We start from the raw sequence: 25496 nt of genomic DNA, 5'->3' as shown, positions 1-25496 counted from the left end.
CCGGGAGCCGCCGATGCGCATCCGGCCGTCAGCGTCCGCGACGCGCGGCGGGTCGCCGCTGCCCACCCGGCCACCGCGCCGCCACCCGGCCCGCCGGGTGCTGCCGGCCACGCTGGCACTCGCCCTGCTGACCCCGGTGTACGCCTGCCGTCCCGACCTCGGGCCACCCGGCGCACCGACCCCCTGGCCGCCCGGGGCGGCCCGGCAGTGGCGGTGGCAGTGGCAGCTTACCGGCCCGGTCGACACCACCGTCGACGCCGACGTCGTCCTGCTCGACCCGGTGCGGGTGAGCACCGCCGAGACCGGGGCGCTGCGTCGGCGCGACCGGCGGCTGATCTGTCACGTGCCCGTCGGGACGTACGCGGGGACGGACCCGGACGCCGCCCGGTACCCGGCGGCGGTGCGCGGCGCTGCCGCCGGGCGGCCCGGCACCCGGTGGGTGGACGTGCGGCGGTGGGACGTGCTGCGGCCCGTCCTGGCCGACCGGTTCCGGCTCTGCCGGGGCAAGGGGTTCGGCGCGGTGGCCCTCGTCGACGCCGACGGGTACGCCCACCGGTCGGGCTTCCCGCTCGGCTTCGACGATCAACTGCTGTTCAACCGGCGCACGGCCGGGCTGGCCCGATCCCTGGACCTCTCCCCCGGCCTGGTCGGCGACGTCGATCAGGTGGCCGCCCTGGCGCCGGACTTCGACTTCGCGGTCGACGAGGAGTGCGTCCGGTTGCGCCGCTGCGCCCGGCTGCTCCCCTTCGCCGACGCGGGCAAGCCGGTCTTCCAGGTCGAGTACGCCGGTGACCCGGCGCGGTTCTGCGTGACGACCGTCGGCTACGGCTTCGCCTCGATCCGTAAGAACCGCATCCTGGACGCCTGGCGGGTGCCCTGCCCCACCGTTGCCGGGCCGGTCCCCGGCACACCGCGGTGACCCGGACCGCGCGGTGCGGTCCGGGTCACCCGTGCCGCCGGCCACGGCGCTGCACCACCCGGGCGGGCGGTCACCGGCGGCGGGTCCGTCGGCCGGTCAGTGCGCCCCGACCAGCTCCGGCGTCGGTTCGGCCGGTGGGGTGACGGCGGGCCGGTCGCGGCGACGCAGGAACCGGGGGGCCCACCAGTTGGCCTCGCCGAGCAGGGTCATCACCGACGGCAGCACCACCGCCCGGATGATCGTGGCGTCCAGCAGGATCGCCGCGGCCAACCCGATGCCGAGCTGCTTCATGTCGATCGTGCTGAGCGAGGCGAAGATCGCGAACACCGCGACCATCACGATCGCCGCGCTGGTCACCACCCCGGCCGAGGAGGTGATGCCGTAGGCGACCGCGTCGGCGTTGGACCGGCCGCCCCGGATGCCCTCCCTGATCCGGCTGACCACGAAGACGTGGTAGTCCATGGAGAGCCCGAAGAGCACCACGAACAGGAACAGCGGCAGCCAGGAGACGATCGCGCCCATCGAGGTGAAGCCGAGCAGGTCCTGCGCCCACTCGCCCTGGAAGACCAGCACCAGCAGGCCGTAGGCGGCCCCGGCGGAGAGCAGGTTGAGCAGGATCGAGGTGAGGGCGACCACCACCGACCGGAACGTCCAGGTCATCACCAGGAAGGTCAGCGCCAGCACGAACGCCATCACCAGCGGCAGCTTCTCCCGGATGTGCCGGGCGTAGTCCTCGCTGGCGGCCACCCCGCCGCCGACGGCGTACTCGACGCCGGGGATGCCGCGCATCGCGGCGGGCAGCAGGTCGTCGCGGAGTTCGTGCAGGGAACGCACCGACCGGTCGTCCCGACTGGCGTACGGGGTGGCCACCTCCAGCACCGACACCCGGCGGTCGGCCGACACCTCGATCTTCGGGCCGTCCGCCTCGGCCGGGGCGAACAGCGGGTCGGCGGCGGCGGTGTGGGCCAGCCCGGTCAGGGCGGCGCGCACCTGGTCGGCCTGGTCGGCGGGGGCCCGTACGGCGACCGTGTGGCTGGTGCCGGTGCTCGGGAAGGCGGCGGTCAGCCGGTCGTACGCCTGCATCGCCGGGGTGGTCCGGGGCAGGTCCTCCATGCCGGGGAACTTCAGCTTCATCCCGAGCGCCGGGGCGGCCAGGGCGAGCAGCAACCCCACCGAGACGATCAGGGTGGCCCGGGGCGCGCGCAGCGCGGGCCGCAGCACCGCCGGCCAGAACCGGGGCCGGACCGGCTGCCCGTGCCGGCCGGCGCGGGGCGCGGTGAGCCGCCACAGCAGCGGCACCCGGGGGCGGTCCACCCAGCGGCCCAGCTTGGCCAGCAGCGCCGGCAGCACGGTCAGCGAGCCGGTCACCGCGACGGCGACCACCAGGATCGAGCCGACGGCGAGGGAGGAGAAGACCACGTCGTCGGCGAGCATCAGGCCGGCCATCGAGATGATCACCGCGAAGCCGGAGACGACCACGGCGTGCCCGGACGTCTCGGCGGCGATCTCCACCGCGTCCAACCCGGACCGGCCCTTGGCCCGTTCCTCGCGTTCCCGTCGGACGTAGAACAGCGAGTAGTCCACCCCGACGGCCATCCCGATCAGCAGGATCACGCTGGAGGTGGTGTCCGTGGCGGGCACCAGGTGGGAGGCGAGGGTGGACAACCCCATCGCGGCGGCCACCGAGGAGAGCGCCAGCAGCACCGGCACCCCGGCGGCGATCAGCGCGCCGAACGCGACGATCAGGATGGCCAGGGTGACCGGCAGGCTGAGCAGCTCGGCCCGCTTGAAGTCCCGGCCCAGGGTATCGTCCAGCGCCTGGTTGATCGACGGGCCGCCGACCTGCTCGATCCGCAGCTGCGGGTGGGCGGCCTGGGCGGCGGCGGTGGCGTCACGCAGCGGCTGCACCCGGTCCGCGGCGGTCTCCGGGTCGCCGGCCATGGTGACCGGCATCAGCAACGCGGCACCGTCGCGCGACGGGACCGGCTCGCCCACCGACGCCACCCCGGTGACCTGCCGCAGCCGGTCGGCCGCGTCGGTCGCGGCGGCCTGCGCGGCGGCCCGGTCCAGGGTGCCGGTACGCGGGGTGATCAGGATGTTCTCCACCGCCGGGTCGGTGAACTCGCCCGAGGTGACGATCACGTCGGCGTGACCGGACTCGCCGATCGCCTGGTCGGCCTGGGTGGCCTCGTTCAGGCCGGCGGCGTTGCCCCCGACGAAGCACACCGCCACGAAGACCACCCAGAGCGCGATCGCGCGCCACGGGTGCTCCGCGCTCCACCGTGCCAACCGCACCGTCACCGGTCTGCCGCCCATCTGAGTCGGGCCCCCTTCCCGCCGGCACCCTGCCGACCGTGCTGACGCTAGGGACGGCGACGCCGGGGCACATCGGGGAACGGCCCCGGCCCGCCCCCGAGGACGCGGCAGCGGTCGGGTCGGGGCGACCGGGAAGACCGATCGGGTGGATCGGGGAAAATCCGGCGGCGGCCCGGGGTGGCGGCGGCGCGGCACACCGGCGCAACCCCGAACCGGCTCGGGGTCAGCCCCTGAGGGCACCCCGGGGGCGGGGCTGACAGCGGGGGCAGCTGTACGACGACCGGTTCATGAACGCCTCCCGGCGGATCGGTGCGCCGCACCGCCGGCAGGGCTCACCCTCCCGGCCGTAGACGTTCAGCGACCTGTCGAAGTAGCCGCTCTCCCCGTTGACGTTGACGTACAGGTCGTCGAAGCTGGTGCCGCCCTGCGTGATCGCCTCGCCGAGGACGTCCCGCACGTGCCCGAGCAGCCGACCCGCGGCGGGGGCGGTCAGCGCGTCGGTGGGGCGGGCACCGTGCAGCCGGGCCCGCCACAGCGCCTCGTCGGCGTAGATGTTGCCCACCCCGGACAGCAGCGTCTGGTCCAGCAGGGCCCGCTTGACCTCGGTACGCCGGCGGCGCAGCGCGGCGACGAACCCCGGGTCGGAGAACTCCGGGTCCATCGGGTCGCGGGCGATGTGGGCGATCTCGGCGGGCAGTTCGGCGCCGCCCTCGCTGACCGCGAGCCCGCCGAACGTCCGCTGGTCGACGAAGCGCAGTTGCGGGCCGTCGTCGGCGAACCGGAACCGGACCCGCAGGTGCAGCTCGTCGGCCGCCTCGGCCGGCTGGAGCAGCAGTTGCCCCGACATGCCCAGGTGGCCGACGAGGGCGTCCCCGCTGTCCAGCGGCAGCCAGAGGTACTTGCCGCGCCGCCGCACGTCGGTCACCGTCCGGCCGGCGAGCACGTCGGCGAAGTGCGCCGGGCCGGGTGGGTGGCGTCGCACGGCCCGGGGGTGGCGCACCTCCACCGTCGAGATCCGCCGGCCGGTGACCCACTGGGCCAGCCCCTGCCGTACGGTCTCGACCTCGGGCAGCTCAGGCACGGCCCAGTCCCGCCTCGGCGGTCTCGTCCGCCGTCGGGACCACCGCGTCGGCGGCCGGCCCGTCGCCGGCGGCCCCGACCGGGCCGCCGGTGGACCCGGCCGGGCTGTCGTCGGTGGACCCGGCTGGGGCGGCTGGGGCGGACCCGGGCGTCGCGTCGGCGTCGTCCGGCCCGGTGCCGGCCCGGTCCTGCTCGTCCGGCCCGGTGCCGGCCCGGTCCCGCTCGGCCTGCGCGGTGAGTTCCCGCCAGGCCGCCTCGGCGGCCCGCTGCTCGGCCTCCTTCTTGCTGCGGCCCTCCGACCCGCCGTAGCGGTTGCCGGCCACCACCACCCAGGCGGTGAAGGTCTTGAGGTGGTCCGGGCCGGTGCCCTCGATCCGGTACTCGGGCACCCCCAGGCCGAGCGCGGCGGTCAACTCCTGGAGGCTGGTCTTCCAGTCCAGCGCCGCGCCCCGGCCCGCCGACTCGGCCATCAGCGGGTCGAACAGCCGGTGGATGACGACCGCCGCGGTGTCCAGCCCGTGCTGGAGGTAGATCGCGCCGAGCAGCGCCTCCAGGGTGTCGGCGAGGATGCTCGCCTTGTCCCGCCCGCCGGTGGTCTCCTCGCCCTTGCCGAGCAGCAGGTAGGCGCCGAGCCCGTCCGGGCCGAGGCCCCGGGCCACGTCGGCCAGGGCGCGCATGTTGACCACGCTGGCCCGCAGCTTGGCCAACTGCCCCTCGGGCAGGTCGGGGTGGTTCCGGAACAGTGCCGTGGTGATCACTACGCCGAGCACCGAGTCGCCGAGGAACTCCAACCGCTCGTTGGTGGGCAGCCCGCCGTTCTCGTACGCGTACGACCGGTGGGTCAACGCCCGCTCCAGCAGCTCGGCGTCGAGTGTCACCCCGAACGCCGCCTCCAGGTGGCTGACGGGCGCACGCCGCCGCTTGTCGTTGCTCATGTTCCTACCTCTGCTTCGGTCCCGCCGGGGTACGCGGGCGGATGACCCGGGTGCCGGGCGGCGGGTGCGTTCTGGACCGTCGGGCCGGCCGGCGTGGGTCCGGTGTTCCCGGTCACCTCGTCGGCCCGGTCGGCGACGGAACGGGTGGGGGTGTCCTCCCGCTCCGGGTCGGTGCCGTCACCTGCGGGAAGGAGCGCGACCTGCTCCCGGACCTGCTCGGTGGCCTGGCGACGCCAGAGGTGGGCGGCCAGGGCGATACCGGAGGCGACGTCGTCCGGGGTCGCCGCGCCGTGGCAGACCACCACCGTTCCGGCGACCCCGAGCAGGGCCGCCGCCCGGGGCGCTCCACCACTGGTCGGTGGGCCCCCGGCCATCGCGTACGCCCCCTCGATGGTCTTGAGCAGGATGTTGCCGGTGAAGCCGTCGGTGACCACCACGTCGGCGCGGACGCCGGACGTCACGTCGTACCCCTCGACCAGGCCGACGTAGCGGGCGTCACCGGGCAGCGCGGTGGCGGCGAGCAGGGGGTCGGCGGTGCGGCGCGGGCGGTCCCCCTTGCCGGCCTCGGTGCCGACCGAGAGCAGGCCGACCCGGGGGGCGGCGACGCCGTGGGCGACGGCGGCGTAGGCCGCGCCGAGCACGGCGTGCCGGGCCAGGGTGGCCGGTCGGGGTTCCAGGGAGCCGCCGACGTCGAGCAGGACGACCGGGCCGGAGACGGCCGGGAGCGTCGCCACCAGCGCGGGCCGGCGCACGTCGGGCCAGCGGCCGAAGCCGAGGGCGGCGGCGGAGACGGTGGCGCCGGTGGACCCGGCGGAGACGAGCGCGTCGGCGGCGCCGTCGCGGACGGCGGAGACGGCCGCCCGGACGGTGCTGTCGGCGCGGGGCGCGTGCTCGGTCGGCCCGGCGGCGGTCCGGGTGGCGCGGATGGTGATCCGGGTCCGTTGCGCCGGGGTCAGGGCGTCGACCACCCCGGCCGCGACCTCGGTCGGGCCGACGAGCAGCAGGTGCAGGTCCGGGTCGGCCCGCACCGCCCGCAGAGCGCCGTCAACCACGACGGCGGGAGCATCGTCCCCGCCGAGGAGGTCAACGGCGATCCGCGCGGTGCCCGACTCCCTCGCCGGGCCGGCCGGATCAGGCCGGCCGGCGTCGGAGGGAGCCGGGGCACCGGGCGATCGCCGGGGTGCGCGCGCCACCCGACCCGTGGTCGGGGGTGTCACTCGGCGTCCAGGTCAGACCTCGAGAACCTGGCGGCCGTTGTACGTGCCGCAGACGGAGCACGCCGCGTGCGGCAGCTTGGGGGACTTGCACTGCGGGCAGGCCACGGTCGCGACCACAGCCGCCTTCCAGTTCGCCCGGCGGGACCGGGTGTTGCTGCGCGACATCTTGCGCTTCGGGACGGCCACGGTTCCTACTCCTCTGTACGGTTCAGTTGCGACAGGCTCGCCCAACGCGGGTCGATCTGCTGGTGGCTGTGATCGGCCGGCAGATCGTCCCAGTGCACCCCGCACTCGGGGCACAGTCCTGGGCAGTCCTCCCGGCAGAGCGGGTTGGTCGGCAGCGTGAGCACCACCGCGTCCCGCAGCGCCGGCTCCAGGTCGATCAGATCGTCCTGCATCCGGCCCACCTCGTCCTCATCGGTCGTGATGTCCGTGGTGCTGTTCTCGTACGCGTACAGCTCCTGGACGTTCACGGTCAACGAGTAGTCGATCGCGCGCAGGCAACGACCGCACTCGCCCTGAACGGGACCGGTCACGGTCCCGGAGACGAGCACGCCCTCGGACACCGACTCCAACCTCAGGTCGAGGTCGAGGTCCGCGCCCTCCGGCACGCCGATCAACTCTCCGCCGAGGTCCGCCGGTGCCGGCACGACCCGCCGATGCGTACGCAACGCGCCAGGGCGACGCGGCAGGTCCCTCGTGTCGAGGACCAGCGGCGCCCTGGGGTTGAGTGATGAAGGCGAGTGTTTGGGCATAGTCAGACTCCGGCCGGTGAGAGGCCGACAAAAAAGGTTACCTGGGCGACCGCCGGGTCGTCGAACCGGGGGCGACGCCCGACCCGTCCGTCGGTGGGATGAGGTGCCGCTCAGAAGGGTAACGGGCGTTCCGCCTCGTCCCCACCGAAGGTGCCGATCTCCCGCAGCGCGTGCATCTTGTCCCGCCCGCGCTCGATCGAGGCAAGCGCCCGGGTGAGGAACTGCTCGAAGTTCGCCAGCGCGGTGTCGACGTAGTCGTCGACCTCCTCGCGCAGCCGCTGCGCCTCGGCGCGGGCCTCGGCGATGATCCGGGCCCCCTCGTGCTCGGCGGAGACGGTGATCTCGTTCACCGAGACCAGCCGGGCGTGTTCCGCCTCACCCTCGCTGATGATCCGGTCGGCCTCCCGCTTGCCGGCCTCCATGATCTTGTCCCGCTCCTCCAGCAGGGCGGCGGCGCGGCGCAGGTCGGCGGGGAGTTCGGCGCGCATCTCGTCGAGGGCGGCGATCATCTCGCCCCGGTCGACCATGCAGTTGTTGCGCGACATCGGGACGGAGCGCGCCTGCTCCACCATGGCGATCAGTTCGTCGATGCGGTCGAGCGGGTCCACCGGTACCTCACTCCTGTCGTTCGTCGGCCGACCTACATGATGCGGCCTGCGCCCGGCTTCGGCGCTGCACCACATGATGTCGTGCCCCGGCCACCACCGCCGCCACCACCCCGGCCCGACGCGCCGCCCGGATGCGGCGCGACGGCGCGACGGTCAGGGACGCGGGACGGTCAGCCGGGCCTGTAGCGCCCGGCGGACGGTGTCGGGCACGTGCGAGGAGATGTCGCCACCCCACTTCGCCACATCCTTGACCAGGCTGGAGGAGAGGAACGAGTAGAGCGGGTTGGTCGGCATGAACAGCGTCTCCACGCCGGCCAGGCCGATGTTCATCTGGGCCATCTGCAACTCGTAGTCGAAGTCGCTGACCGCCCGCAGGCCCTTGATCAGCACACTCGCCTCCTGCGCCCGGCAGAAGTCGACGAGCAGCCCCCGGAAGGACGCGACCCGCACGTTGCCGTACGAGGAGGTCACCTCGCGGAGCATGTCGATCCGCTCCTCGACGGTGAACAGGCCGCTCTTCGACTGGTTCACCAGCACGCCGACGATCACCTCGTCGAAGAGCCGGCTGGCCCGTCCGATGATGTCGAGGTGTCCGTTGGTGACCGGGTCGAACGAGCCGGGACACACCGCACGTCTCATGATCGGCGACCGTACCAAAGAGTGGTCTCGCCGTAACGCCGGCTGCGCGCGGCGGTGATGCCCTGCACCCAGTCGACCGGGCCGCCCCGGGTGGACCGCTCGACCACGACCAGCGCGTCGGGGGCGAGCCAGTCGTGCGTGACCAGCCCGGTCAGCAGGTCGGTGATCTCGTCGTCCGGCACCGCGTAGGGCGGGTCGGCGAAGACCACGTCGTACGGATCGCCGCCGGGTCCGGCCGCGACTACCCCGGCCACCCTGCCGGTGACCAGTCGGGCGGCGGGGGCGGCCCGCAGCGCGGCGACGTTCTCCCGGATCACCCGGGCGGCCCGGGGGTCGGACTCGACGAGCAGCACGTGCGCCGCGCCCCGGGACAGCGCCTCCAGCCCGACCGCGCCGGAGCCGGCGTAGAGGTCGGCGAAGCGTGCCCCGTCCAGGTCCACCTCGGCGGCGACGGCACTGAACAGCGCCTCACGGACCCGGTCGGAGGTGGGTCGGGTGCCGCCGCCGGCGGGTGCGGCGATCCGTCGTCCGCCGAGCGTGCCGGCCACGATCCGGGTCACGGTCTACCCCTGTGCATGCCTGTGACGCTACGCGACGGGTGGCGCGGGCCGGCGGCGCGGTGCGCCCGGACGGGGTGACCACCTGATCACTTCCGGTAGATCAATGATCTCATATGTATAACAACACTCCCTGTGCCGGCTGTGCGCTATGTCCGTATCGGCGCGCCCACTAGGGTCGGCCCGGTGCCGGTGCCGCTCCGCCGGCCAGGGCGCCGCACCGGCGTCGTCACGGCGCTCCCACCCCTGCCGTGACCCGCAGACGCCACCCCCGCCGCGCCCTGACGCATCCTCACCTCGGGAGTACGCGTGATCCGTCCCAAGCTGTCGCCACGGCGACCGCTCGCCGTGACCGCCGCCGCCCTGGCCGGCCTGGCCACGGCCCTCGCCCTGACCGCCCCGGCGGGCGCCACCTCAGCCTCACCGTCCCCGACGGCCACGCCGACGGCGACCGCCACGCCGAGCGCGACGGCCAGCACCCCGTCGGGCGGCGAGCCCGCGCCGTCCTGCGTCGCCGCCGCCGACGCCCGCTACACGCACACCTTCGACGGGCCGGCGGGCAAGGCGTCGATCACGCTGACCAACGGCCCGCTGTGCCGGGGCGAGGAGCAGGAACTCGCCCTGGTGTCGTACGTGACGCCGTCGGCGAAGTTCGCCGTCCCGCAGTACGTGCTCGACAAGTCGATCAAGAAGTTCACCGGGGTTGCCGCGGGCGAGCTGGGTGTGGCCACCCTGGACTTCGCCGTCGAGGTGCCGAACTGCTACACCCAGGTCGACTTCGTCTTCGGCAGCAAGCTGATCGACCCGCTGACCGACACCAGCGACCGGTACGGCGACCGTAAGGTCGGCAGCCCGGCCGGCATCGGCGCCCGCTCCACCGGCCCGCGCGCCTGGTACAACGGCGGCTCGGGCACCTGCTCGGCGGCGCCGGAGGTGATCGCCGAGTCCGACTGCGACGGCAACGTCGAGTTGACCCTGGTCAACCGCGGCGGCAACGCCGGGGCGACCTTCGCCATCGTCGGCAGCGGCGGCTTCACCGAGCAGGTGACCGTCCCGCTGCGCAAGATCGAGACCCGCAGGCTCAGCGCCGGGCAGGCGCAGGAGATCACCGTCACCGCCCCCGGCATGAAGGACTTCACCGGCGGCTGGCAGAAGCCCGCCGACTGCCAGCAGCCCGAGGTCGGCACCCCCGACGCCAGCTACGAGTCGAGCTGCGACAAGATGATCTTCCGGATCAGCAACCCGGAGGACGGCACCCCGCTGACCTCCGTGTTCACCCCCAACAAGGGCGAGCCGAAGAAGATCACCGTCGAGCCCGGCCGGACCGGGACGGTCAGCTTCCCGGCCAGCAAGGGACTCACCGTCACCGTCACCGGTGACCTCGACTCCGGCGGCCCGCTGAAGTGGGAGCAGCCGAAGGACTGCCCGTCCACCGGTGGCGGCGGTGGCGGCGGCGACCAGGACGGCGGCCTCCCGGTGACCGGTGCCGCGGCCGGCGCCATCGCGGCCGGCGCGGCCACCCTGCTGGTGGCCGGCGGGGTGCTCTTCCTCGTCGCCCGACGTCGGCGCATCCGCTTCACCGTCTGACCCGCGGCGCGCCCGCAGGGCGCTGACCCGCACAGCACGCCCGCAGGGCGCGTCGACCGGTCGGTCGACGCGCCCTGCGCGTTCAACGCTTGACCCTGCCGCAGCGTCAACCTCGCATGCTGACGCCATGTCCACGACAGAGTCGACGCGGGCCCTCGGGCCCGCCATCCAGATCCGGGGCCTGACCAGGTCCTACCGCGAACTGCCCGTGCTGCGCGGAGTGGACCTCGACGTGGCCCCGGGCAGCATCTTCGCCCTGCTCGGCGCCAACGGAGCGGGGAAGACCACCCTGGTACGCATCCTCGCCACCCTGCTCAGGCCGGACGGCGGGACGGCCCACGTGCACGGCTTCGACGTCACCACCCAGGGCGCGCGGGTACGCGAGTCCGTCAGCCTCACCGGCCAGTTCGCCGCCGTCGACGAGATCCTCACCGGCCGGGAGAACCTGGTGCTGGTCGCCCGGCTGCGCCACCTGCCCGACCCCGGCCGGATCGCCGACGACCTGCTCGGCCGCTTCGCGCTCACCGACGCGGGCCGTCGGCGGGTGGGCACCTACTCCGGGGGGATGCGCCGCCGCCTCGACATCGCGATGAGCCTCATCGGCGACCCACCGGTGATCTTCCTCGACGAACCCACCACCGGGCTCGACCCGCAGGCGCGCATCGAGGTGTGGCAGGCCGTCCGGGAACTCGCCCGCCGGGGCACCACCGTGCTGCTCACCACCCAGTACCTCGACGAGGCCGAACAACTCGCCGACCGGATCGCCGTGCTGCACCACGGACGGATCATCGCCGACGGCACCCTGGCCCAGCTCAAGCAGCTCCTTCCGCCCGCCACCGTCGAGTACGTCGAGAAGCAGCCCACCCTGGAGGACGTGTTCCTCGCCATCGTCGGCGACGACGCGCCCACCGCCGACACCGACCGCGTCCCGGACCCCGCCTGCCCCGCCGGCACCAACCACTGAGGACCCCGATGACCAGACACTTCCTGCCGGACACCGCCGCCCTGCTCGGGCGCTCGCTGCGGCACATCAGCCGCAGCCCGGACACCGTCATCACCACCACGATCATGCCGATCGCGTTCCTGCTGCTGTTCGTCTACGTGTTCGGCGGCGCGATCCGGACCGGCTCCGACCGGTACGTGAACTACCTGCTGCCCGGCATCCTGCTGATCACCGTCGTCTCCGGCATCTCCTACACCGCGTACCGGCTCTTCCTGGACCTCAAGGGCGGCATCTTCGAGCGGTTCCGGTCCATGCCGATCGCCCGCTCGGCCGTGCTCTGGGCGCACGTGCTGACCTCGCTGGTGGCCAACCTGATCTCGCTCGTGGTGGTGGTGCTGGTCGCCCTCGCCATGGGCTTCCGCTCCGGGGCCGGCCCGCTGGCCTGGCTGGCGGTCACCGGCATCCTGCTGCTGTTCACCCTGGCGCTGACCTGGCTCGCGGTCATCCCGGGCCTGACCGCCACCTCCGTGGACGGCGCGAGCGCGTTCTCCTACCCGCTCATCCTGCTGCCGTTCGTCAGCTCGGCCTTCGTGCCCACCGACACCATGCCCGGCCCGGTGCGGGCCTTCGCCGAGCACCAGCCGGTGACCTCCATCGTGAACGCCCTGCGCGGCCTGCTCGGCGGGCAGCCGGACGGCGGTGAGGTGTGGACCGCACTCGCCTGGTGCGCCGGTCTCCTCGTCGTCGCGTACGCCGGCGCGATGGTCGTGCACCGCCGTCGGGTGGGTTGACGGTGCTCCCGGGTCGGGCAGGCTGAGGTCATGTTGACGATCGGACGGCTGGCGTCGTACGCCGGGGTGACCATCCGCGCCGTACGGCACTACCACCAGATCGGGCTGCTGCCGGAACCGGAACGCGACGCCTCCGGCTACCGCACGTACGACGCGGCGGCGGTGGTACGCCTGATCCGGATCCGCACCCTCGCCGAGGCCGGCGTCCCGCTGAGCCGGGTCCGCGAACTGCTCGACGCCGACCCGGCGACGTTCGCCGCCGCCACCAACGAGATCGACCAGCAGTTGCGTACCCAGATCCGGGCGCTTCAGGAGCACCGACGGCGGATCGCCAGGCTCCGTGACGGTGACACCCTCGCCGTTCCCGCCGAGGTGGTCGACTATCTGGACCGGCTCCGCGCCGCCGGGGTGCCACTGGTCGCCGTCGAGGGCGAGCGCGACGGGTGGATCCTGATGGCGGCGCGGTGGCCGGACGCGATCCCGACGCTGATGGCCGACAAGGTGGCCCAGCTCGACAACCCCCAGGTCGTCCAGTTCTACCGACTGATCGGACGGATCGCCGAGAACTGGCAGGACGAGGAGCTGCTACACGAGACGGCGGACCTGATGGCGGAGATGTTCGCGCAGGCGGAGGCCGCCGGGGAGTTGGCGATGCAGAAGGAGGTCACCCCCGACCCCGCGTTCGTCAGGTTGATGGACTCGTTCGCCGACGCGGCCCATCCCGTCGTCAGGCGGCTGCGCAGGCTGGTCGCCGACCGGGGGTGGACCGGCTGGACCGTCATCGAGAAGCGCCGTCCCTGAACCGTCCCGCCGGCCGGCGGCACACCCGGCCGACGGGACGCCGCCCCGACGTCCACGCCCCGGGGGCGGCGGTCAGCCCTTCTCCAGGTATTCCGCGCGTTCCTCGTCGACCAGGGTGGCGACCGAGGCGGCCAGGGCCGGATGCCGCTCAAGCTCCGGGTCCTGGTCGACCAGGGCGACCGCCTCGGCCCGCGCGTCGCGGATCAGGTCGGCGTCGCGTCTCAGGGAGAGCAGCCGCAGGTGCGAGCGGCGGCCGGACTGGGTGGCCCCCAGCACGTCGCCCTCCCGGCGCTGCTCCAGATCCAACTCGGCCAGCTTGAACCCGTCGGTGGTGGAGGCGACCGCGTCCAGCCGCTCCCGCGCCGACGAGCCCTCGGCCGCCTCGCTGACCAGCAGGCAGAGCCCGGGAGCCGAACCCCGGCCGACCCGGCCCCGGAGCTGGTGCAGTTGCGACACCCCGAACCGGTCGGCGTCCAGCACGATCATCACGGTGGCGTTGGGCACGTTCACGCCGACCTCCACCACCGTGGTCGCGACCAGCACGTCGAGGTCACCGTCGGCGAAGGAGCGCATCACCGCGTCCTTCTCGTCGGCGGGCAGCCGACCGTGCAGGACGCCGATCCGCAGCCCTTGCAGCGGCCCCTCGGCGAGCAGCGGCGCCACCTCGGTCACCGCCAGCGGTGGGCGTCGCCCGTTGTCGTCCTCGCGGGGCGGCTCCTCCTCGGCCGCCGGCCCCTCACCGATGCGCGGGCACACCACGTACGCCTGGTGGCCGGCGCTGACCTCCTCGCGCACCCGCCGCCACGCCCGGTCCAGGAAGGCCGGCTTCTCGGCCGCCGGCACCACGTGCGAGGCGATCGGGGACCGCCCCTGCGGCAACTGGGACAGGGTGGAGGTCTCCAGGTCGCCGTAGACGGTCATCGCCACCGTGCGCGGGATCGGGGTGGCCGTCATCACCAGCACGTGCGGCGGCTGGTCGGCCTTGGCGCGCAGCGCGTCGCGCTGCTCCACGCCGAACCGGTGCTGCTCGTCGACCACCACCAGGCCCAGGTCGGCGAAGTCGACGCCCTCGTAGAGCAGGGCGTGGGTGCCGAGCACGATGCCGGCCCGCCCCTGCGCGACCTCGGCCAGGGCCCGCCGCCGGGCCGCCGCGCCCAGCGAGCCGGTGACCAGTTCCACCCGGGTCGCGTCCTCGACCGCGCCCAGCTCACCGGCCTGGGCCAGCGGGCCGAGCAGGTCGAGCATGCCCCGGTGGTGCTGGGCGGCGAGCACCTCGGTCGGGGCCAGCAGCGCCGCCTGACCGCCCGCGTCGACCACCTGGAGCATCGCCCGCAACGCCACCACCGTCTTGCCGGAACCGACCTCGCCCTGCAACAGCCGGTGCATCGGATGCGGGGTGGTCAGGTCGGCGGCGATCTCGACGCCGACGTCGCGCTGCCCGGGGGTCAGCTCGTAGGGCAGCCGGGCGTCGAACGCGTCGAGCAGGCCACCCGCCTTCGCCGGGCGCGGCTTCGCCGGCCAGGACGCCGCCCGCAGTTTGCGCTGCACCAGGGTCAGCTGCACGGCGAACGCCTCGTCCCACTTGAGCCGGCGACGGGCCCGGTACAGCTCCTCCTTGCTCGACGGTCGGTGGATCTCGCGCAGTGCGGTGCCGATGCCGACCAGCTTGCGTTCGGCCCGCAGCGACGCCGGCAGCGGATCGTCCGGCGGGGCGACCGTGTCCAGCACCACCCGGACGCACCGGGCGATCACCCAGGTCGGCACGGCGGCGGCGGCCGGATAGACCGGGATCAGCGCCCCGGCGAACTCCTCGACCTCCTCGGAGGCCGCCGCCTCACCCTCTCCGCCCTCGCCGAGCAGCACGTACTCGGGGCCGTTGAGCTGCCGCTTGCCCCGGAACTCGGTGACCTTGCCGGCGAACAACCCCCACCGGCCGGGGCGCAGCTCGCGTTCCCGCCACGCCTGGTTGCCGAAGAAGGTCAACGTCAGCGTCCCGCCCGAGTTGTCGCCGACGGTCACCTCCAGCAGGTTGCCCCGGCGCTGCCGCATCGGACGCACCGCCGTGCGCTGCACCTGGGCCAGCACGGTGACCTGCTCACCGACGTCCAGCGAGCGGATGTCGGTGTGCTCGCCGCGCTCGTCGTAGCGGCGCGGGAAGTGGTACATCAGGTCACCGGCGGTGTGCAGGTCGAGATGACCGGCGAGCGCCTTGGCGGTGCGCTCCCCGACCAGCTTCGTCAGCGCGGTGTCCACCGTGGCCGGTTCGGCCGTCGTCATTCGACCCCCACCAGGAGCGGATAGTGCGGTTGCCCGCCCGGGTACGCCTGCACCTCGACGAAGGGCCAGCGCCGGGTCACGTGCTCGCGGACCGCCTCGGCGAGCCCGGCCGGGGCGTCCGCGCCGGTGAGCAGGGTGACCAGCTCACCGCCGCCGCCGAGCATCCGGTCGACCACGGCGGCACAGGTGTCGACCAGGTCGCTGCCGATCAGGTGCACCTCCCCCTCGACCAGGGCCAGCACGTCGCCGGGCCGGCACGGGCCGGCGACGGTCAGCGCCTCCCGGCTGGCGTGGCACACCTCGGCGTACCGGCAGGCCCCGGCCGCCTCGGCCATCGCGATGACGTCGTCGGCGAACCGGCGCTGCGGGTCCCGCACGGCGAGCGCGGCCAGCGCCTGCACCGGCGAGCGGGTCGGCACCACGCTGACCTTAACCCCGAGCCGGTGCGCCTCCCGGGCGGCGGCGCTCGCCACCGCCTGGGTGTTCGGGTCGTTGGGCAGGACCACCACCCGGGCGGCGGCGGTGGCCCGGATCGCGTCCAGCAGCTCGCCGGTGGACGGGTTGCCCGGCACCACCGTCGCCCCCTCCCCACCGAGGAGTTCGGCGATGCCGACACCGGTCGCGACCACCACGGCCGCCCGGCCGTCGACGGCCGGACCGGGGGCCGGCGGGGCCTGGTCGGCGAACCGGGTCACCGAGATCCGGTACGGCCGGCCGGCGGCCACCCCCGCCTCGACGGCCGCCCCGACGTCGTTGACGTGGACGTGGACGTTCCAGGTGGTGGACTCGGCGGGTGCGCCGGCGTCGCCGACCACCACCAGCGAGTCGCCCAGCGTGGCCAGTTCGGCGCGCATCCGGGTCACCGCCTCGTGCGGGGCGTCGAGCAGGAACTGCACCTCGTAGGCGTACTCGGGGGAGCCGGTCTCCCGGACCACCGTCAGCGCCGGGCGCGCCGGGCGGGCCACCGGCGTCGGCCCGGCCGGGGCCTCCCCCGTGACCACCTCGACCAGCGCGTCGAGCAGCAGGCAGAGCCCCCGTCCGCCGGCGTCGACCACGCCGGCCCGGGCCAGCGCGGGCAGCTGCCCGGGGGTACGTGCCAGCGCGCGGGCGGCCTCCCCGGCGGCGGCCCGGGCCACGGTGCACAGGTCGTCGCTGTCGGTCTGCTCGGCGGCGGTCGCGGCGGCGGCGACCACACTCAGCACGGTGCCCTCGACCGGTCGGGCCACCGCGGCGTAGGCGGCGGTGGTGGCGTCGCGGAGCGCGGCGGCCAGCGCCCGGCCGGCGACGGCGGGCACGTCGCCGAGCGTGTCGGCGAGGCCGCGCAGGATCTGCGAGAGGATCACCCCGGAGTTGCCCCGCGCGCCGAGCAGCGCGCCCCGGGCCATCAGTCGCAGCGCCCGCCCGTGCGCGGTCGTGCCGTCCTCGGGCAGGGTGCCGGGTCCCATCGCCAGTGCCTGCTGGGCCGAGGCGAGCGTGAGCACGAGGTTGGTGCCGGTGTCGCCGTCGGGCACTGGGTAGACGTTCAGCTCGTCGATCTCGCCCTGGTGCCGGCGCAGCGCGGCCAGACCGCCCGCACACCAGCGGCCCACCGCGGCGGCGTCGAGGGTGTCCAGCACGGCCAGAAGCCTACTGGCGGCGACCGACACCCGCCGGGGTCGGCTGGCGTGTCCCGGTCCGGTTCGGGCGGGACGTCCCGGTCCTGGGCGGCCGACCGGGCAGGGCCGCGGGGGCCGGGACGGGCGGTTGGTCCTGCCCGGAGTGCATCGGGTACCCTGGCCAGGTTGTCCGGGCAGCGCCTGCCGGCGACCTCATGAACGTATCAATCTCAGGAGTATCCCGTGGCTAGCGTGTGCGACGTCTGTGGCAAGGGGCCGGGCTTCGGCCACAACGTGCCCTGGTCCAAGAAGAAGACCAACCGCCGCTGGAACCCGAACATCCAGTCGGTGCGTACCCCGGCCGGTGGGGGCACCACCAAGAAGCTCCAGGTCTGCACCTCGTGCATCAAGGCCGGCAAGGTCACCCGCGCCTGACCTGGTAACACCTCCACCGCCTCAGCTCCGATCAGTACCGGTGGGCCGTCCGGCCCGCCGGTACTGTCGTGTCCCCGCCCCCGGTGACCGACCCGTACGGAGGACGACCTTTGGACCTCGACCTGGGCCGCGACGAGATGATCGTCGTGGGCGCCTCGCTCGGCATGCTGCACTGGTTCGCCGAGGAGCTGCCGGCGGGCAGCGTGGTGCTCGTCGAGGAGCCGGAGATCATCGCCCGGCGCGACGTCACCGCGACGACGGCCCGGCTGCCGGTGGTGTCCCGGGTGGTGTCCGCCCGCTACCAGACCGGCCTGGACGTCGAGGAGCTGCTGGCCCGGGAGCCGGGGCTGGCCACCGCCCGGCTGGTGATGCCCGGTCTGGAGTACGCGGTCCGGGCCGCCGCCCGGCTCGCCGAACGGCTGGGCCTGCCCGGTGCCGGCCCGCAGGCCGCCGACGTGTTCTCCGACAAGCACCGGATGCGCGTACTGGCCGACCGGGCCGGGCTGGCCAATCCGGCGTACGAGCTGGTCGACTCCCCGCAGCGGGCGGCGGCGTTCGCGGCCCGGTTCGGTGGCCGGTGCGTGTTGAAGCCGACCCGTCGCTCCGGCAGCCTCGGCGTGCAACTCGTCGACGCCGGTGACGACCTGTCGGCGGCCTGGTCGGCGACCGCCGCCCCGGAGGCGCCGGTGGAGGCGGCCACCGACCTGCCCACCGAGGTGCTTGTCGAACAGACCCTGCTCGGGCCGGAGTACAGCGTCGAACTGCTGGTCGCCGACGGCGAGGTGTGCTTCGGCAACGTCACCGACAAGCGGGTGCTGCCCGGTCGCCGCCCGGTGGAGACCGGGCACACGGTGCCGTCGGCGCTGCCGGCGGACGGCCGCGCTGAACTCGTCGCGGCGGCCACCCGGCTGGCGGCGGCGGCCGGCTTCCGCACCGGTGTGCTGCACAGCGAATGGATCGTCGCCGACGGGGTGCCGACGCTGGTGGAGTGCGCCGCCCGGCTGCCGGGCGACATGATCGCCGCGCTGATCTCGCTGGCGTACGAGTGCGGGTTCATCGACGCCTACCTGCGGACGCTGCGCGGCGAGCGGCCCCGGCTGCCGGCCCGGCCGTCCGGGGCGTCGGCGGTGGAGTTCCTACTGCCGCCGCCGGGGACGCTGACCGCGGTCGACGGGGTGCGCGACGCCCGCCGGGTGCCCGGCGTCCTCGCCGTGCAGCTCGACGTGGCCGTCGGGGACCGGGTCGGCGAGGTCACCTCGTCGGTACGCCGGGGTGGGCACGTGCTGGCCTGGGGCGCCGATCCGGCCGAGGCGGCGGCCGCCGCCCGTGCCGGCGCCGACCGGCTCCGGTTCACCGTCGCCTGACGCCGCCGGGCCGGCGCGCCGGTCCCCGCCGCCGCGAGTGGGACCGGCGCGTCGCACGACCGGTCAGAGCGTCCGGCCGAACGACAGGCAGCCGGGGGCGTCGGCGTAGTAGCCGAAGTTGGCGATCCGCTCGTACCCCGCCGAGGTGTAGAGGGCGACCGCCTCGGGTTGCCGGTCACCGCACTCCAGGATGATCCGCGTGCGCCCGTGCCGGCGGGCCGACTTCTCGATGGCGGCGAGCAGGGCGCGGGCCACCCCACGCCCCCGCACGGTCGGGGTGGTGTACATCCGTTTCAGCTCGGCGGCGTCCGCGCCGTGGCTGCGCCACCCCGCGCAGCCGACCGGCTCGCCGTCGAGGTGGGCGACGAGGAAGTCGCCGTGCGGCGGGACGAACTCGGTGTGGTCGATGGGGGTCTCGTCGCCGCTGCCGCCGTACCGGACGCCCAGGTCGGCCATGGTCGCCCGGATGAGCGTCTGGGCCGTCGGCGAGTCGAAGCCCAGCGGTCGGATCTCGATCTCACTCACGGGGGAAGGGTACGACCGCCCCTTACCGGAAGTGGTCCCAGCCTGCTGGTCCGTCGTACACGTCACCGTCGACGGTCACCCCGCCGCCCTCGATCACCCGGCCCACCGGACGCCACCGGTCCGGCAGCGCCACCGTCGCCGGGAAGGTGGCGACCAGGGCGTGATCGTCGCCACCGGCCAGGATCCAGGTGTACGGGTCGACGCCGAGCGCCTGGGCGGCGTCGCGCATCTGCGGGGGCACGTCGAAGGCGTCCCGGCGCAGGTCGACCCCCACACCGCTGGCCTTCGCCAGGTGACCCAGGTCGGCCAGCAACCCGTCCGACACGTCGATCATGGCGGTGCCGCCGAGCCGGGCCGCCTCCGGCCCGGCCCGGTAGGGCACCTCCGGCCGCCGGTACGCCTCGACCAGCACCCGCGGGGTGCGGAACCCCCGGGAGAGCACGGTCAGCCCGGCGGCGGCCCAGCCGGTGCGGCCGGCGAGCGCCACCACGTCACCCGGCCGGGCGCCGGAGCGGACCACCGGTGCCCGGCCCGCCAGGTCGCCGAGAGCGGTCACCGCGATGGTCAGGGTGGGGCTGGCGGACATGTCCCCACCGACCACCCCCGCGTCGACCAGTGCCGCCTCGGCGGCCAGCCCGTCGGCCAGTTCCTCCACCCAGGCGGTGTCCAGGTCGGCGGGGATGCAGAGGGCCACCAGCAAGGCGGTGGGGGTGGCGCCCATGGCGGCGATGTCGGCGAGGTTGGCCGCCGCCGCCCGGTGTCCGACGTCCCGCGCGCCCGACCAGTCCCGCCGGAAGTGCCGCCCCTCGACCAGCACGTCGGTGGAGGCGACCACCCGCCGGTCGCCGGCGGCCACCACGGCGGCGTCGTCGCCCGGCCCGAGCAGGCAGGCCGATCCGTACGTCAGCCGGGTGGTCACCCGGTCGATGAGGCCGAACTCGCCCACGTCCGCGACACCCATGTCTTCCTTCCGACACGCTCGCTAGCTGCTTAACCGCGACCACCGCCAGGGATCACGCCTGCTCCGTAGGGTATTTTCACCCTTCGGGCCGCCCCTGGCGGCGACGGACGGAGGTCGAGTCGTGGTACAGGCGTACATCCTCATCCAGACCGAGGTGGGCCGGGCGCGGGACGTGGCCGGTCTGATCGCGGATCTTGCCGGCGTGGTACGCGTCGACGCCGTCACCGGGCCGTACGACGTGGTCGTCCTCACCGAGGCGAACACCGTCGACGAACTCGGCAAACTGATCGTCAGCAACGTGCAGATGGTGCCCGGCATCACCCGCACCCTCACGTGTTCGGTGGTGCGCCTGTAAGTGGACGAGAAGACCTCCTCCCCCGAGACCCCGACCGACGTCGCGCCCACCGCCGACCGGCCGGCGGTGGACCGGTCGACCCGGCGGGCCGCGCTCTGGGCCACCCTGGTCGCCGTGCCGGTGACGGTGGCCGTGGCCGGCTTCACCTTCGCCAAGCTCTCCCCGGACGCGCCGGTGGCCGCGCCGGAGGCGTCGCCGACCAGTGCCGGGCCGAGGTCCAGCGCCCCGGTCGAGATGCCCGCCCCGGCGCTGGCCGAACGGCCCGGTGTGGTGTGCCGGGCGCTGGTGTCGCAACTGCCGGCCACCGTGCGGGACCTCGCCCAGCGGCCGGTGACCGCCGGCGCCGAGCAGAACGCCGCCTACGGTGACCCGGCGTTGACCGTGGCCTGCGGGGGCGCCGAGCCGACCGTGGACGCCACCGCCGACGTGTGGACCGTCAACCGGGTCTGCTGGCACGCCGACGAGCGGTCGGACGCCACGGTGCTCACCACGCTCGACCGGGAGACCGCCGTCACGGTGACGGTGCCCCGGGCGTACGAGGGGGCGTTGCAGTGGCTCACCCCGATCTCCGACGCGGTGGTCGCCTCCGTGCCGTCGGGCGGCGACAGCCCGGCCGGCTGCCGGGGCTGAACCGCCTCCCGTGCCGGTGTCACGACGGCCGGCCGGTGAGGCGGAAAACCGGTTGACGGCACCGATAATCTGATCCTCCGTACCTGCGGCTGGCCGTGGGTGGCGAGGGGGCACTGCCCCCTCGCCACCAGGAGCCGCCGTGCGCCGCCCACCCGCCCTCTCGTTCCTCCTCGTCACCGTCTTCCTGGACATGCTCGGGCTCGGCCTGGTCGTGCCCGTCGTACCGGCCTGCGCGGGCACGTACACCGTGGTCAACGCCTATCTCGCCGACGTGACCGCCCCCGGGGGACGGGCCCGCGCGTACGGGCTGGTGGGGGCCGCGTCGGGGCTCGGGTTCGTCGCCGGCCCGACCGTCGGCGGTCTGCTCGGCGCGGTCGACGTACGCCTGCCGTTCCTCGCCGCCGCGGCGCTGTCCTTCGCCAACGTCGGGTACGGCTGGTTCGTCCTGCCCGAGTCGCGGCCCGGTGACCGCCGGACCCCGCTGACCCTGCGGACGGCGAACCCGTTCGGTGCCGTCGCCGCCACCCTGCGACGCCCGGTGCTGGGCCGGCTCGCGTCGGCCCGGTTGTGCGCCGACGTCGCCCGGATGACCCACCAGTCGACCTGGACGTTCTTCCTGACCCACCAGTTCGCCTGGGGTACCGCGCGGGTGGGTGCGGTGCTGGCGGCGGGCGCGCTCGCCGGGGCGGTGTTCCAGGCGGGAGCCGTCGGGCCGGCCGTGCGGCGGCTCGGGGAGAAGCGGAGCGCGGTGCTCGGCGGCCTGCTCGGCGTCGGATGGCTGGCGGGCACGGCGTTCGTGACCGCACCCTGGCCGCTGCACCTGCTCCAGGCGGTCGGTGTGCTCGCCGCGGCCGGTGGCGCCGCCGCGCAGTCGTGGCTGTCCCGGATCGTGCCCGCCGACGAGCGGGGCACCGTGCAGGGGGCCCTGACCGGCGTCGGCGCCGCCGCCGAGACCGTGGTGCCGGTGCTGGCCGGGACGGCGTTCGCCTGGTCGCTGGCCCACGCGTCACCGGGCCTCGTCTTCGTCGGCGCGGCGGTCTTCGCGGCCGGGTCGACCCTCCTGCTGGCCACCACCCCCGACCCGCGACGGCCCTGACGAGGGCGGTCGGGAAGCTGCGCGACCGGTGCCGCCGGATCGGCTGCCTGATGCGTCGAGTGTGGAGTCGGCGGGGGTGCTCCGATCCGGCGTCCGCCGTTTTATCCGACGCTGCCCGACCGACTCCGCCGACGCACGTCCACTTCTGCATTTGCGTGCCGTGGAAGTTCCACGAAACCGATCGGGTCAGCAAAACGATTTGGCTCCGGACGCGTTGATAGGTGGGACAGTGGAGGGCTTCCATTGGCTGGGAATGGGCAACTCCTGACGCTGGGAACCGCTTCTGCCGGAACTGGCCGATTCGACGGTCAGCGCTGCGGTATTCGCCATTTCCCGACGGGTTCACCCGCCGTCCCCGCCGCAGAAAGTCAACATTCTCCACGATGTGCCGTCGATCAAGCGATTGCCCGACAAAAGGCGCAAGCGACCACCGGTGGCACCGGGTTCACAGGTACCCCGGGCTGCGAAAACGTCGGGTACGACAGGCTCCGGCGTGACCCGCCTCCGGCGCAGCGGCCGGCGCCAGCCGAAGGGACGGCCGGAAAATCGGCTGATCGGCGGGCCAGCATAGACTGATCGGCCACTCTTGCCCCACCGCGACAGGTGCGACCCGAGCGAATGGCCGATGCGCGCGACGTTCCGCACCCGACCGCCGACCACATTCTGGCCACGGTCGGCTACAGCCGTGTGAAGTGAACGTGAATGAGGTGTTTCGATCACTTCGAAAAAGAGCACGTCAGCGCACCTGACACCGGCCGGCAACATCACCAAGATCAGCGCAAAGCGCGTTTACCGGAAGGCGACTTCGTACGCACTGCGCTAACACCCGACCCCGCTTGCGTCAATGCTCCACATGCGACAGGATCATGCGCGGAATCCGAACCGAAAATTGCTAGCCTTCGATGGCAACCCCGCGCGGTCCATACAGGATCGGCGGCATTGTTCACATCTCCTCATCGGAGGTCACCACATGGTCCACACCGGACCTACGCGCCGTCGCGCGAACCGATTCGCCCTCGCCGGGCTGACCGCGCTCACGGTCCTGCTCGGCACCCAGACCCCGGGCCTCGCCCAGCCGCCGACCGCGCCGCGCACGCTGGCCCAGCCGCCGAGCGCGCCCGGCCTCGGCCAGGTCGCCAGCCAGAAGGAGGCCCGCCCCGGCCCGCTGCCCACCCGGGCCGGCACCGTCAAGGTCGCCCCGTCGTCGGGTGCCCGCAGCGGCGGCGTGGGCACCCAGGCGATCAACGACAAGGTCGCCCTGCGGTCGCTGATCGTGGCCACCAACACGGCGGACTTCGGCGTAGCCACGCTGACCACCACCCTCGACCGGGTCGGCGCGAGCTACGACATCATCTACACCGCCAGCCAGACCCTCTCGGCGAGCACGCTCGTCGACTCCAACGGAGTCGGCAAGTACAACGCGATCCTGCTCACCAACAGCATGTTGATCTACGAGTCGGGCGGCAACTACCTGGAGGGCCTCAGCAGCACGGAGTGGACCACCCTCTGGGCCTACGAGCGCAACTTCCAGGTCCGGCAGGTGGCCCTCTACACCAGCTACGGCACCTGGCCGGAGGACTACTGCCTCAACTCCGCGGGCGAGACCGCGGTCGGCGACACCCCCCTGCCGGTCTCCCTGACCACCGCCGGCGCCGGGGTCTTCGACTACCTCAAGAGCACCGCCGAGATCCCGGTCACGCAGTCCTACGTCTACAAGACGTCGATCAAGAGCGGCTGCAACGCCGACGCCCTGCTGACCAACGGGTCCAACGTGCTGGCCGTCCGCACGACGTCGACCGACGGTCGGGAGCGCCTCGCCCTGACGTTCACCTCGAACCAGTACCTGCTCCACTCGGACCTGCTGGTCTACGGCCTGATCCGGTGGGCGACCAAGGGCCTGCACTTCGGTGAGCAGAAGCACCACCTCAACGTCGACATCGACGACTGGTTCAGCTTCTCGGACCACTACAAGGAAGACGGCACCGTCGAGTACAGCCCCGGCTTCCAGACCACCGGGCACGACGCGGTCAACCTCGACGCCAAGCAGACCGCGCTGCGCGCCGCGCACCCGCTGGCGTCCGGGTTCACTTTCAACATCCCCTACAACGGCGCCGAGATCGACCCGTTCGCCGGCAGCACGTGCAGCCCGAACGGCGACGCCACCACGCTGACCGCCACCACGAAGTGCCTGAAGAACAACTTCCGGTGGATCAACCACACCCTCACCCACCCCGCGCTGAACACCACCGACTACACCACCACCCACGACGAGATCAGCACGAACCAGACCGCGGGCACCTCGATCGGGCTGAACCCGCCGGCCAGCGTGCTGAAGACCCCCGAGTACTCCGGCCTCGGGGTCTACAACAACTCCAGCGGCGTGCTGACCGACTACGGCCTCTCCGCGTCCAACCCGGACCTGATCGACGCGGCCGCCGACCTCGGCATCACCACGCTGGCCGGCAACATGTCGTTCGCCAGTCACGTGCCGGCGCACTTCAACGCGTCCACCGCACACCCGCTGGACCCGAGCATCGCCGTGGTGCCGTGCTGGCCGACCAACATCGCCTACCACACCACCAACCAGGCCGAGGAGACGCACTTCTACAACGCGTTCTACGGCCCGAACGGCCACTTCCCCTACTGGCCCACCGACCGCACCTACGCCCAGCTCCTGGACTACGAGGCCTCGGTGGGCCTGCAGCACGTGACGTCCGGCTCGATCTACGCGCACACGTTCCACGTCGCCAACGTGCGTGACTACGGCTCGGGCAACAGCCTGGTCACCGACTGGGTGGGCGCGGTGCTGACCAAGTACAGCTCCTACTACTCGGTGCCGCTGCTGAACTCGGCGTGGACCGACATCGCCACCTACACCAGGGCGCGTACGGCCCACTTCGCCACGCTCGGCGCCGGGGCGTCGGCGATCTACGACCGGACCACCGGTGAGATCACGGTGACCTCGCCGGCCGCCGGCTCGCTCCAGCTCGGGGGCGTGGCCGCGACCACCACGGGTGCCGGCACCTACGGCACCGACGTCACCGTCCCGGTGACGCTGGCGGCGAACACCCCGGTCACGTTCACCGCCGCGCCTCGCCTGTAGGGCGAGA

The 25496-nt window shown here is 73.6% G+C and carries 22 protein-coding genes and 2 pseudogenes; 11 read left to right on the top strand and 13 right to left on the bottom strand.

Annotated features, from left to right (window positions below; genetic code table 11):
- The first annotated feature begins 13 nt into the window (after positions 1-13).
- Positions 14-919, top strand: coding sequence for an endo alpha-1,4 polygalactosaminidase (locus tag JQX11_RS04970; RefSeq protein ID WP_204923808.1), 906 nt, complete (start codon positions 14-16; stop codon positions 917-919).
- A gap of 96 nt (positions 920-1015) precedes the next feature.
- On the opposite strand, the gene JQX11_RS04965 is transcribed toward JQX11_RS04970, so the two are convergent.
- From JQX11_RS04965 to rsmD, 9 genes and pseudogenes are all read right to left on the bottom strand, one after another.
- Positions 1016-3235: an MMPL family transporter gene (locus JQX11_RS04965; protein ID WP_204923807.1), complete on the bottom strand. Its 2220-nt coding sequence runs from the start codon at positions 3233-3235 to the stop codon at positions 1016-1018.
- A 223-nt stretch (positions 3236-3458) separates the two neighbouring features.
- Complete coding sequence (gene mutM / locus JQX11_RS04960) at positions 3459-4316, bottom strand: bifunctional DNA-formamidopyrimidine glycosylase/DNA-(apurinic or apyrimidinic site) lyase (RefSeq protein WP_204923806.1); 858 nt, start codon at positions 4314-4316, stop codon at positions 3459-3461.
- 199 nt (positions 4317-4515) lie between these two features.
- A pseudogene (rnc, locus tag JQX11_RS04955) lies at positions 4516-5250 on the bottom strand (ribonuclease III); the annotation flags it as partial.
- 149 nt (positions 5251-5399) lie between these two features.
- A pseudogene (locus JQX11_RS04950) lies at positions 5400-6344 on the bottom strand (phosphate acyltransferase PlsX); the annotation flags it as partial.
- Positions 6345-6479: 135 nt separating this feature from the next.
- Positions 6480-6653: a 50S ribosomal protein L32 gene (rpmF, locus tag JQX11_RS04945; protein ID WP_088646032.1), complete on the bottom strand. Its 174-nt coding sequence runs from the start codon at positions 6651-6653 to the stop codon at positions 6480-6482.
- 5 nt (positions 6654-6658) lie between these two features.
- The gene (locus JQX11_RS04940; RefSeq protein ID WP_204923805.1) at positions 6659-7222 is read right to left on the bottom strand and encodes a YceD family protein; all 564 of its coding nucleotides are present in this window, start codon (positions 7220-7222) and stop codon (positions 6659-6661) included.
- Positions 7223-7332: 110 nt separating this feature from the next.
- Positions 7333-7830 (bottom strand): SPFH domain-containing protein, encoded by a 498-nt coding sequence (locus JQX11_RS04935; RefSeq protein ID WP_088646034.1) that lies wholly within the window; start codon positions 7828-7830, stop codon positions 7333-7335.
- Positions 7831-7983: 153 nt separating this feature from the next.
- Positions 7984-8469 (bottom strand): pantetheine-phosphate adenylyltransferase, encoded by a 486-nt coding sequence (gene coaD / locus JQX11_RS04930; protein ID WP_088646035.1) that lies wholly within the window; start codon positions 8467-8469, stop codon positions 7984-7986.
- A complete protein-coding gene (gene rsmD / locus JQX11_RS04925; RefSeq protein ID WP_204923804.1) occupies positions 8466-9029 on the bottom strand; it encodes a 16S rRNA (guanine(966)-N(2))-methyltransferase RsmD in 564 nt (187 codons plus the stop codon). The genes coaD and rsmD overlap by 4 nt, the downstream gene beginning before the upstream one ends.
- 306 nt (positions 9030-9335) lie before the next feature.
- On the opposite strand from rsmD, the gene JQX11_RS04920 reads away from it, so the two are divergent.
- The 4 genes from JQX11_RS04920 to JQX11_RS04905 all read left to right on the top strand — a co-directional run bounded on the left by JQX11_RS04920 (position 9336) and on the right by JQX11_RS04905 (position 13148).
- Positions 9336-10613 carry a cell wall anchor protein gene (locus tag JQX11_RS04920; RefSeq protein WP_204923803.1) on the top strand — a complete coding sequence of 426 codons (1278 nt, stop codon included), beginning with the start codon at positions 9336-9338 and terminating at the stop codon, positions 10611-10613.
- 127 nt (positions 10614-10740) lie between these two features.
- Positions 10741-11577 carry an ABC transporter ATP-binding protein gene (locus JQX11_RS04915; protein ID WP_204923802.1) on the top strand — a complete coding sequence of 279 codons (837 nt, stop codon included), beginning with the start codon at positions 10741-10743 and terminating at the stop codon, positions 11575-11577.
- Positions 11578-11585: 8 nt separating this feature from the next.
- Positions 11586-12347, top strand: coding sequence for an ABC transporter permease (locus JQX11_RS04910; RefSeq protein WP_204923801.1), 762 nt, complete (start codon positions 11586-11588; stop codon positions 12345-12347).
- 30 nt (positions 12348-12377) lie between these two features.
- Positions 12378-13148 (top strand): MerR family transcriptional regulator, encoded by a 771-nt coding sequence (locus tag JQX11_RS04905; RefSeq protein WP_204923800.1) that lies wholly within the window; start codon positions 12378-12380, stop codon positions 13146-13148.
- A 72-nt stretch (positions 13149-13220) separates the two neighbouring features.
- On the opposite strand, the gene recG is transcribed toward JQX11_RS04905, so the two are convergent.
- Together recG and JQX11_RS04895 are read right to left on the bottom strand one after the other, a co-directional pair.
- On the bottom strand, positions 13221-15425 hold the full coding sequence (recG, locus tag JQX11_RS04900; protein ID WP_204923799.1) for an ATP-dependent DNA helicase RecG: 2205 nt from the start codon (positions 15423-15425) through the stop codon (positions 13221-13223).
- Positions 15422-17041, bottom strand: a complete 1620-nt coding sequence (locus JQX11_RS04895; RefSeq protein ID WP_204923798.1) for a DAK2 domain-containing protein — start codon at positions 17039-17041, stop codon at positions 15422-15424. Before JQX11_RS04895 ends, recG begins: the two co-directional genes overlap by 4 nt.
- A 222-nt stretch (positions 17042-17263) precedes the next feature.
- On the opposite strand from JQX11_RS04895, the gene rpmB reads away from it, so the two are divergent.
- Both rpmB and JQX11_RS04885 read left to right on the top strand, forming a co-directional pair.
- Positions 17264-17455 carry a 50S ribosomal protein L28 gene (rpmB, locus tag JQX11_RS04890; RefSeq protein WP_046569512.1) on the top strand — a complete coding sequence of 64 codons (192 nt, stop codon included), beginning with the start codon at positions 17264-17266 and terminating at the stop codon, positions 17453-17455.
- A gap of 110 nt (positions 17456-17565) precedes the next feature.
- A complete protein-coding gene (locus JQX11_RS04885; RefSeq protein ID WP_204923797.1) occupies positions 17566-18819 on the top strand; it encodes an ATP-grasp domain-containing protein in 1254 nt (417 codons plus the stop codon).
- A gap of 63 nt (positions 18820-18882) precedes the next feature.
- On the opposite strand, the gene JQX11_RS04880 is transcribed toward JQX11_RS04885, so the two are convergent.
- Both JQX11_RS04880 and JQX11_RS04875 read right to left on the bottom strand, forming a co-directional pair.
- Positions 18883-19344, bottom strand: coding sequence for a GNAT family N-acetyltransferase (locus JQX11_RS04880; protein ID WP_204923796.1), 462 nt, complete (start codon positions 19342-19344; stop codon positions 18883-18885).
- 22 nt (positions 19345-19366) lie between these two features.
- Positions 19367-20305: a thiamine-phosphate kinase gene (locus JQX11_RS04875; RefSeq protein WP_204923795.1), complete on the bottom strand. Its 939-nt coding sequence runs from the start codon at positions 20303-20305 to the stop codon at positions 19367-19369.
- 121 nt (positions 20306-20426) lie between these two features.
- Here JQX11_RS04875 and JQX11_RS04870 point away from each other — a divergent pair, with 121 nt between their 5' ends.
- The 4 genes from JQX11_RS04870 to JQX11_RS04855 all read left to right on the top strand — a co-directional run bounded on the left by JQX11_RS04870 (position 20427) and on the right by JQX11_RS04855 (position 25489).
- Positions 20427-20660: an Lrp/AsnC ligand binding domain-containing protein gene (locus tag JQX11_RS04870; protein WP_088646044.1), complete on the top strand. Its 234-nt coding sequence runs from the start codon at positions 20427-20429 to the stop codon at positions 20658-20660.
- Complete coding sequence (locus JQX11_RS04865) at positions 20661-21290, top strand: DUF3515 family protein (protein ID WP_204923794.1); 630 nt, start codon at positions 20661-20663, stop codon at positions 21288-21290.
- Positions 21291-21429: 139 nt separating this feature from the next.
- Positions 21430-22386: an MFS transporter gene (locus tag JQX11_RS04860; protein WP_204923793.1), complete on the top strand. Its 957-nt coding sequence runs from the start codon at positions 21430-21432 to the stop codon at positions 22384-22386.
- Between the two features lie 970 nt (positions 22387-23356).
- Complete coding sequence (locus tag JQX11_RS04855; RefSeq protein ID WP_204923792.1) at positions 23357-25489, top strand: Agd3-related carbohydrate-binding protein; 2133 nt, start codon at positions 23357-23359, stop codon at positions 25487-25489.
- The last annotated feature ends 7 nt before the right edge of the window (positions 25490-25496 follow it).

This window comes from Micromonospora humida, assembly GCF_016901255.1.
Lineage (GTDB): Bacteria > Actinomycetota > Actinomycetes > Mycobacteriales > Micromonosporaceae > Micromonospora > Micromonospora wenchangensis.
Note: the sequence above shows the minus strand (reverse complement) of the source record. Positions and strands in the feature narration are given on the sequence as shown.

What these genes read in the sequence shown, in the direction of transcription:
- JQX11_RS04940 (WP_204923805.1), bottom strand. Translation starts at nt 7,222, where the DNA reads ATGCCCAAACACTCGCCTTCATCACTCAACCCCAGGGCGCCGCTGGTC.
- JQX11_RS04965 (WP_204923807.1), bottom strand. Translation starts at nt 3,235, where the DNA reads ATGGGCGGCAGACCGGTGACGGTGCGGTTGGCACGGTGGAGCGCGGAG.
- JQX11_RS04915 (WP_204923802.1), top strand. Translation starts at nt 10,741, where the DNA reads ATGTCCACGACAGAGTCGACGCGGGCCCTCGGGCCCGCCATCCAGATC.
- JQX11_RS04855 (WP_204923792.1), top strand. Translation starts at nt 23,357, where the DNA reads ATGGTCCACACCGGACCTACGCGCCGTCGCGCGAACCGATTCGCCCTC.
- JQX11_RS04910 (WP_204923801.1), top strand. Translation starts at nt 11,586, where the DNA reads ATGACCAGACACTTCCTGCCGGACACCGCCGCCCTGCTCGGGCGCTCG.
- JQX11_RS04875 (WP_204923795.1), bottom strand. Translation starts at nt 20,305, where the DNA reads ATGGGTGTCGCGGACGTGGGCGAGTTCGGCCTCATCGACCGGGTGACC.
- coaD (WP_088646035.1), bottom strand. Translation starts at nt 8,469, where the DNA reads ATGAGACGTGCGGTGTGTCCCGGCTCGTTCGACCCGGTCACCAACGGA.
- JQX11_RS04905 (WP_204923800.1), top strand. Translation starts at nt 12,378, where the DNA reads ATGTTGACGATCGGACGGCTGGCGTCGTACGCCGGGGTGACCATCCGC.
- JQX11_RS04970 (WP_204923808.1), top strand. Translation starts at nt 14, where the DNA reads ATGCGCATCCGGCCGTCAGCGTCCGCGACGCGCGGCGGGTCGCCGCTG.
- recG (WP_204923799.1), bottom strand. Translation starts at nt 15,425, where the DNA reads ATGACGACGGCCGAACCGGCCACGGTGGACACCGCGCTGACGAAGCTG.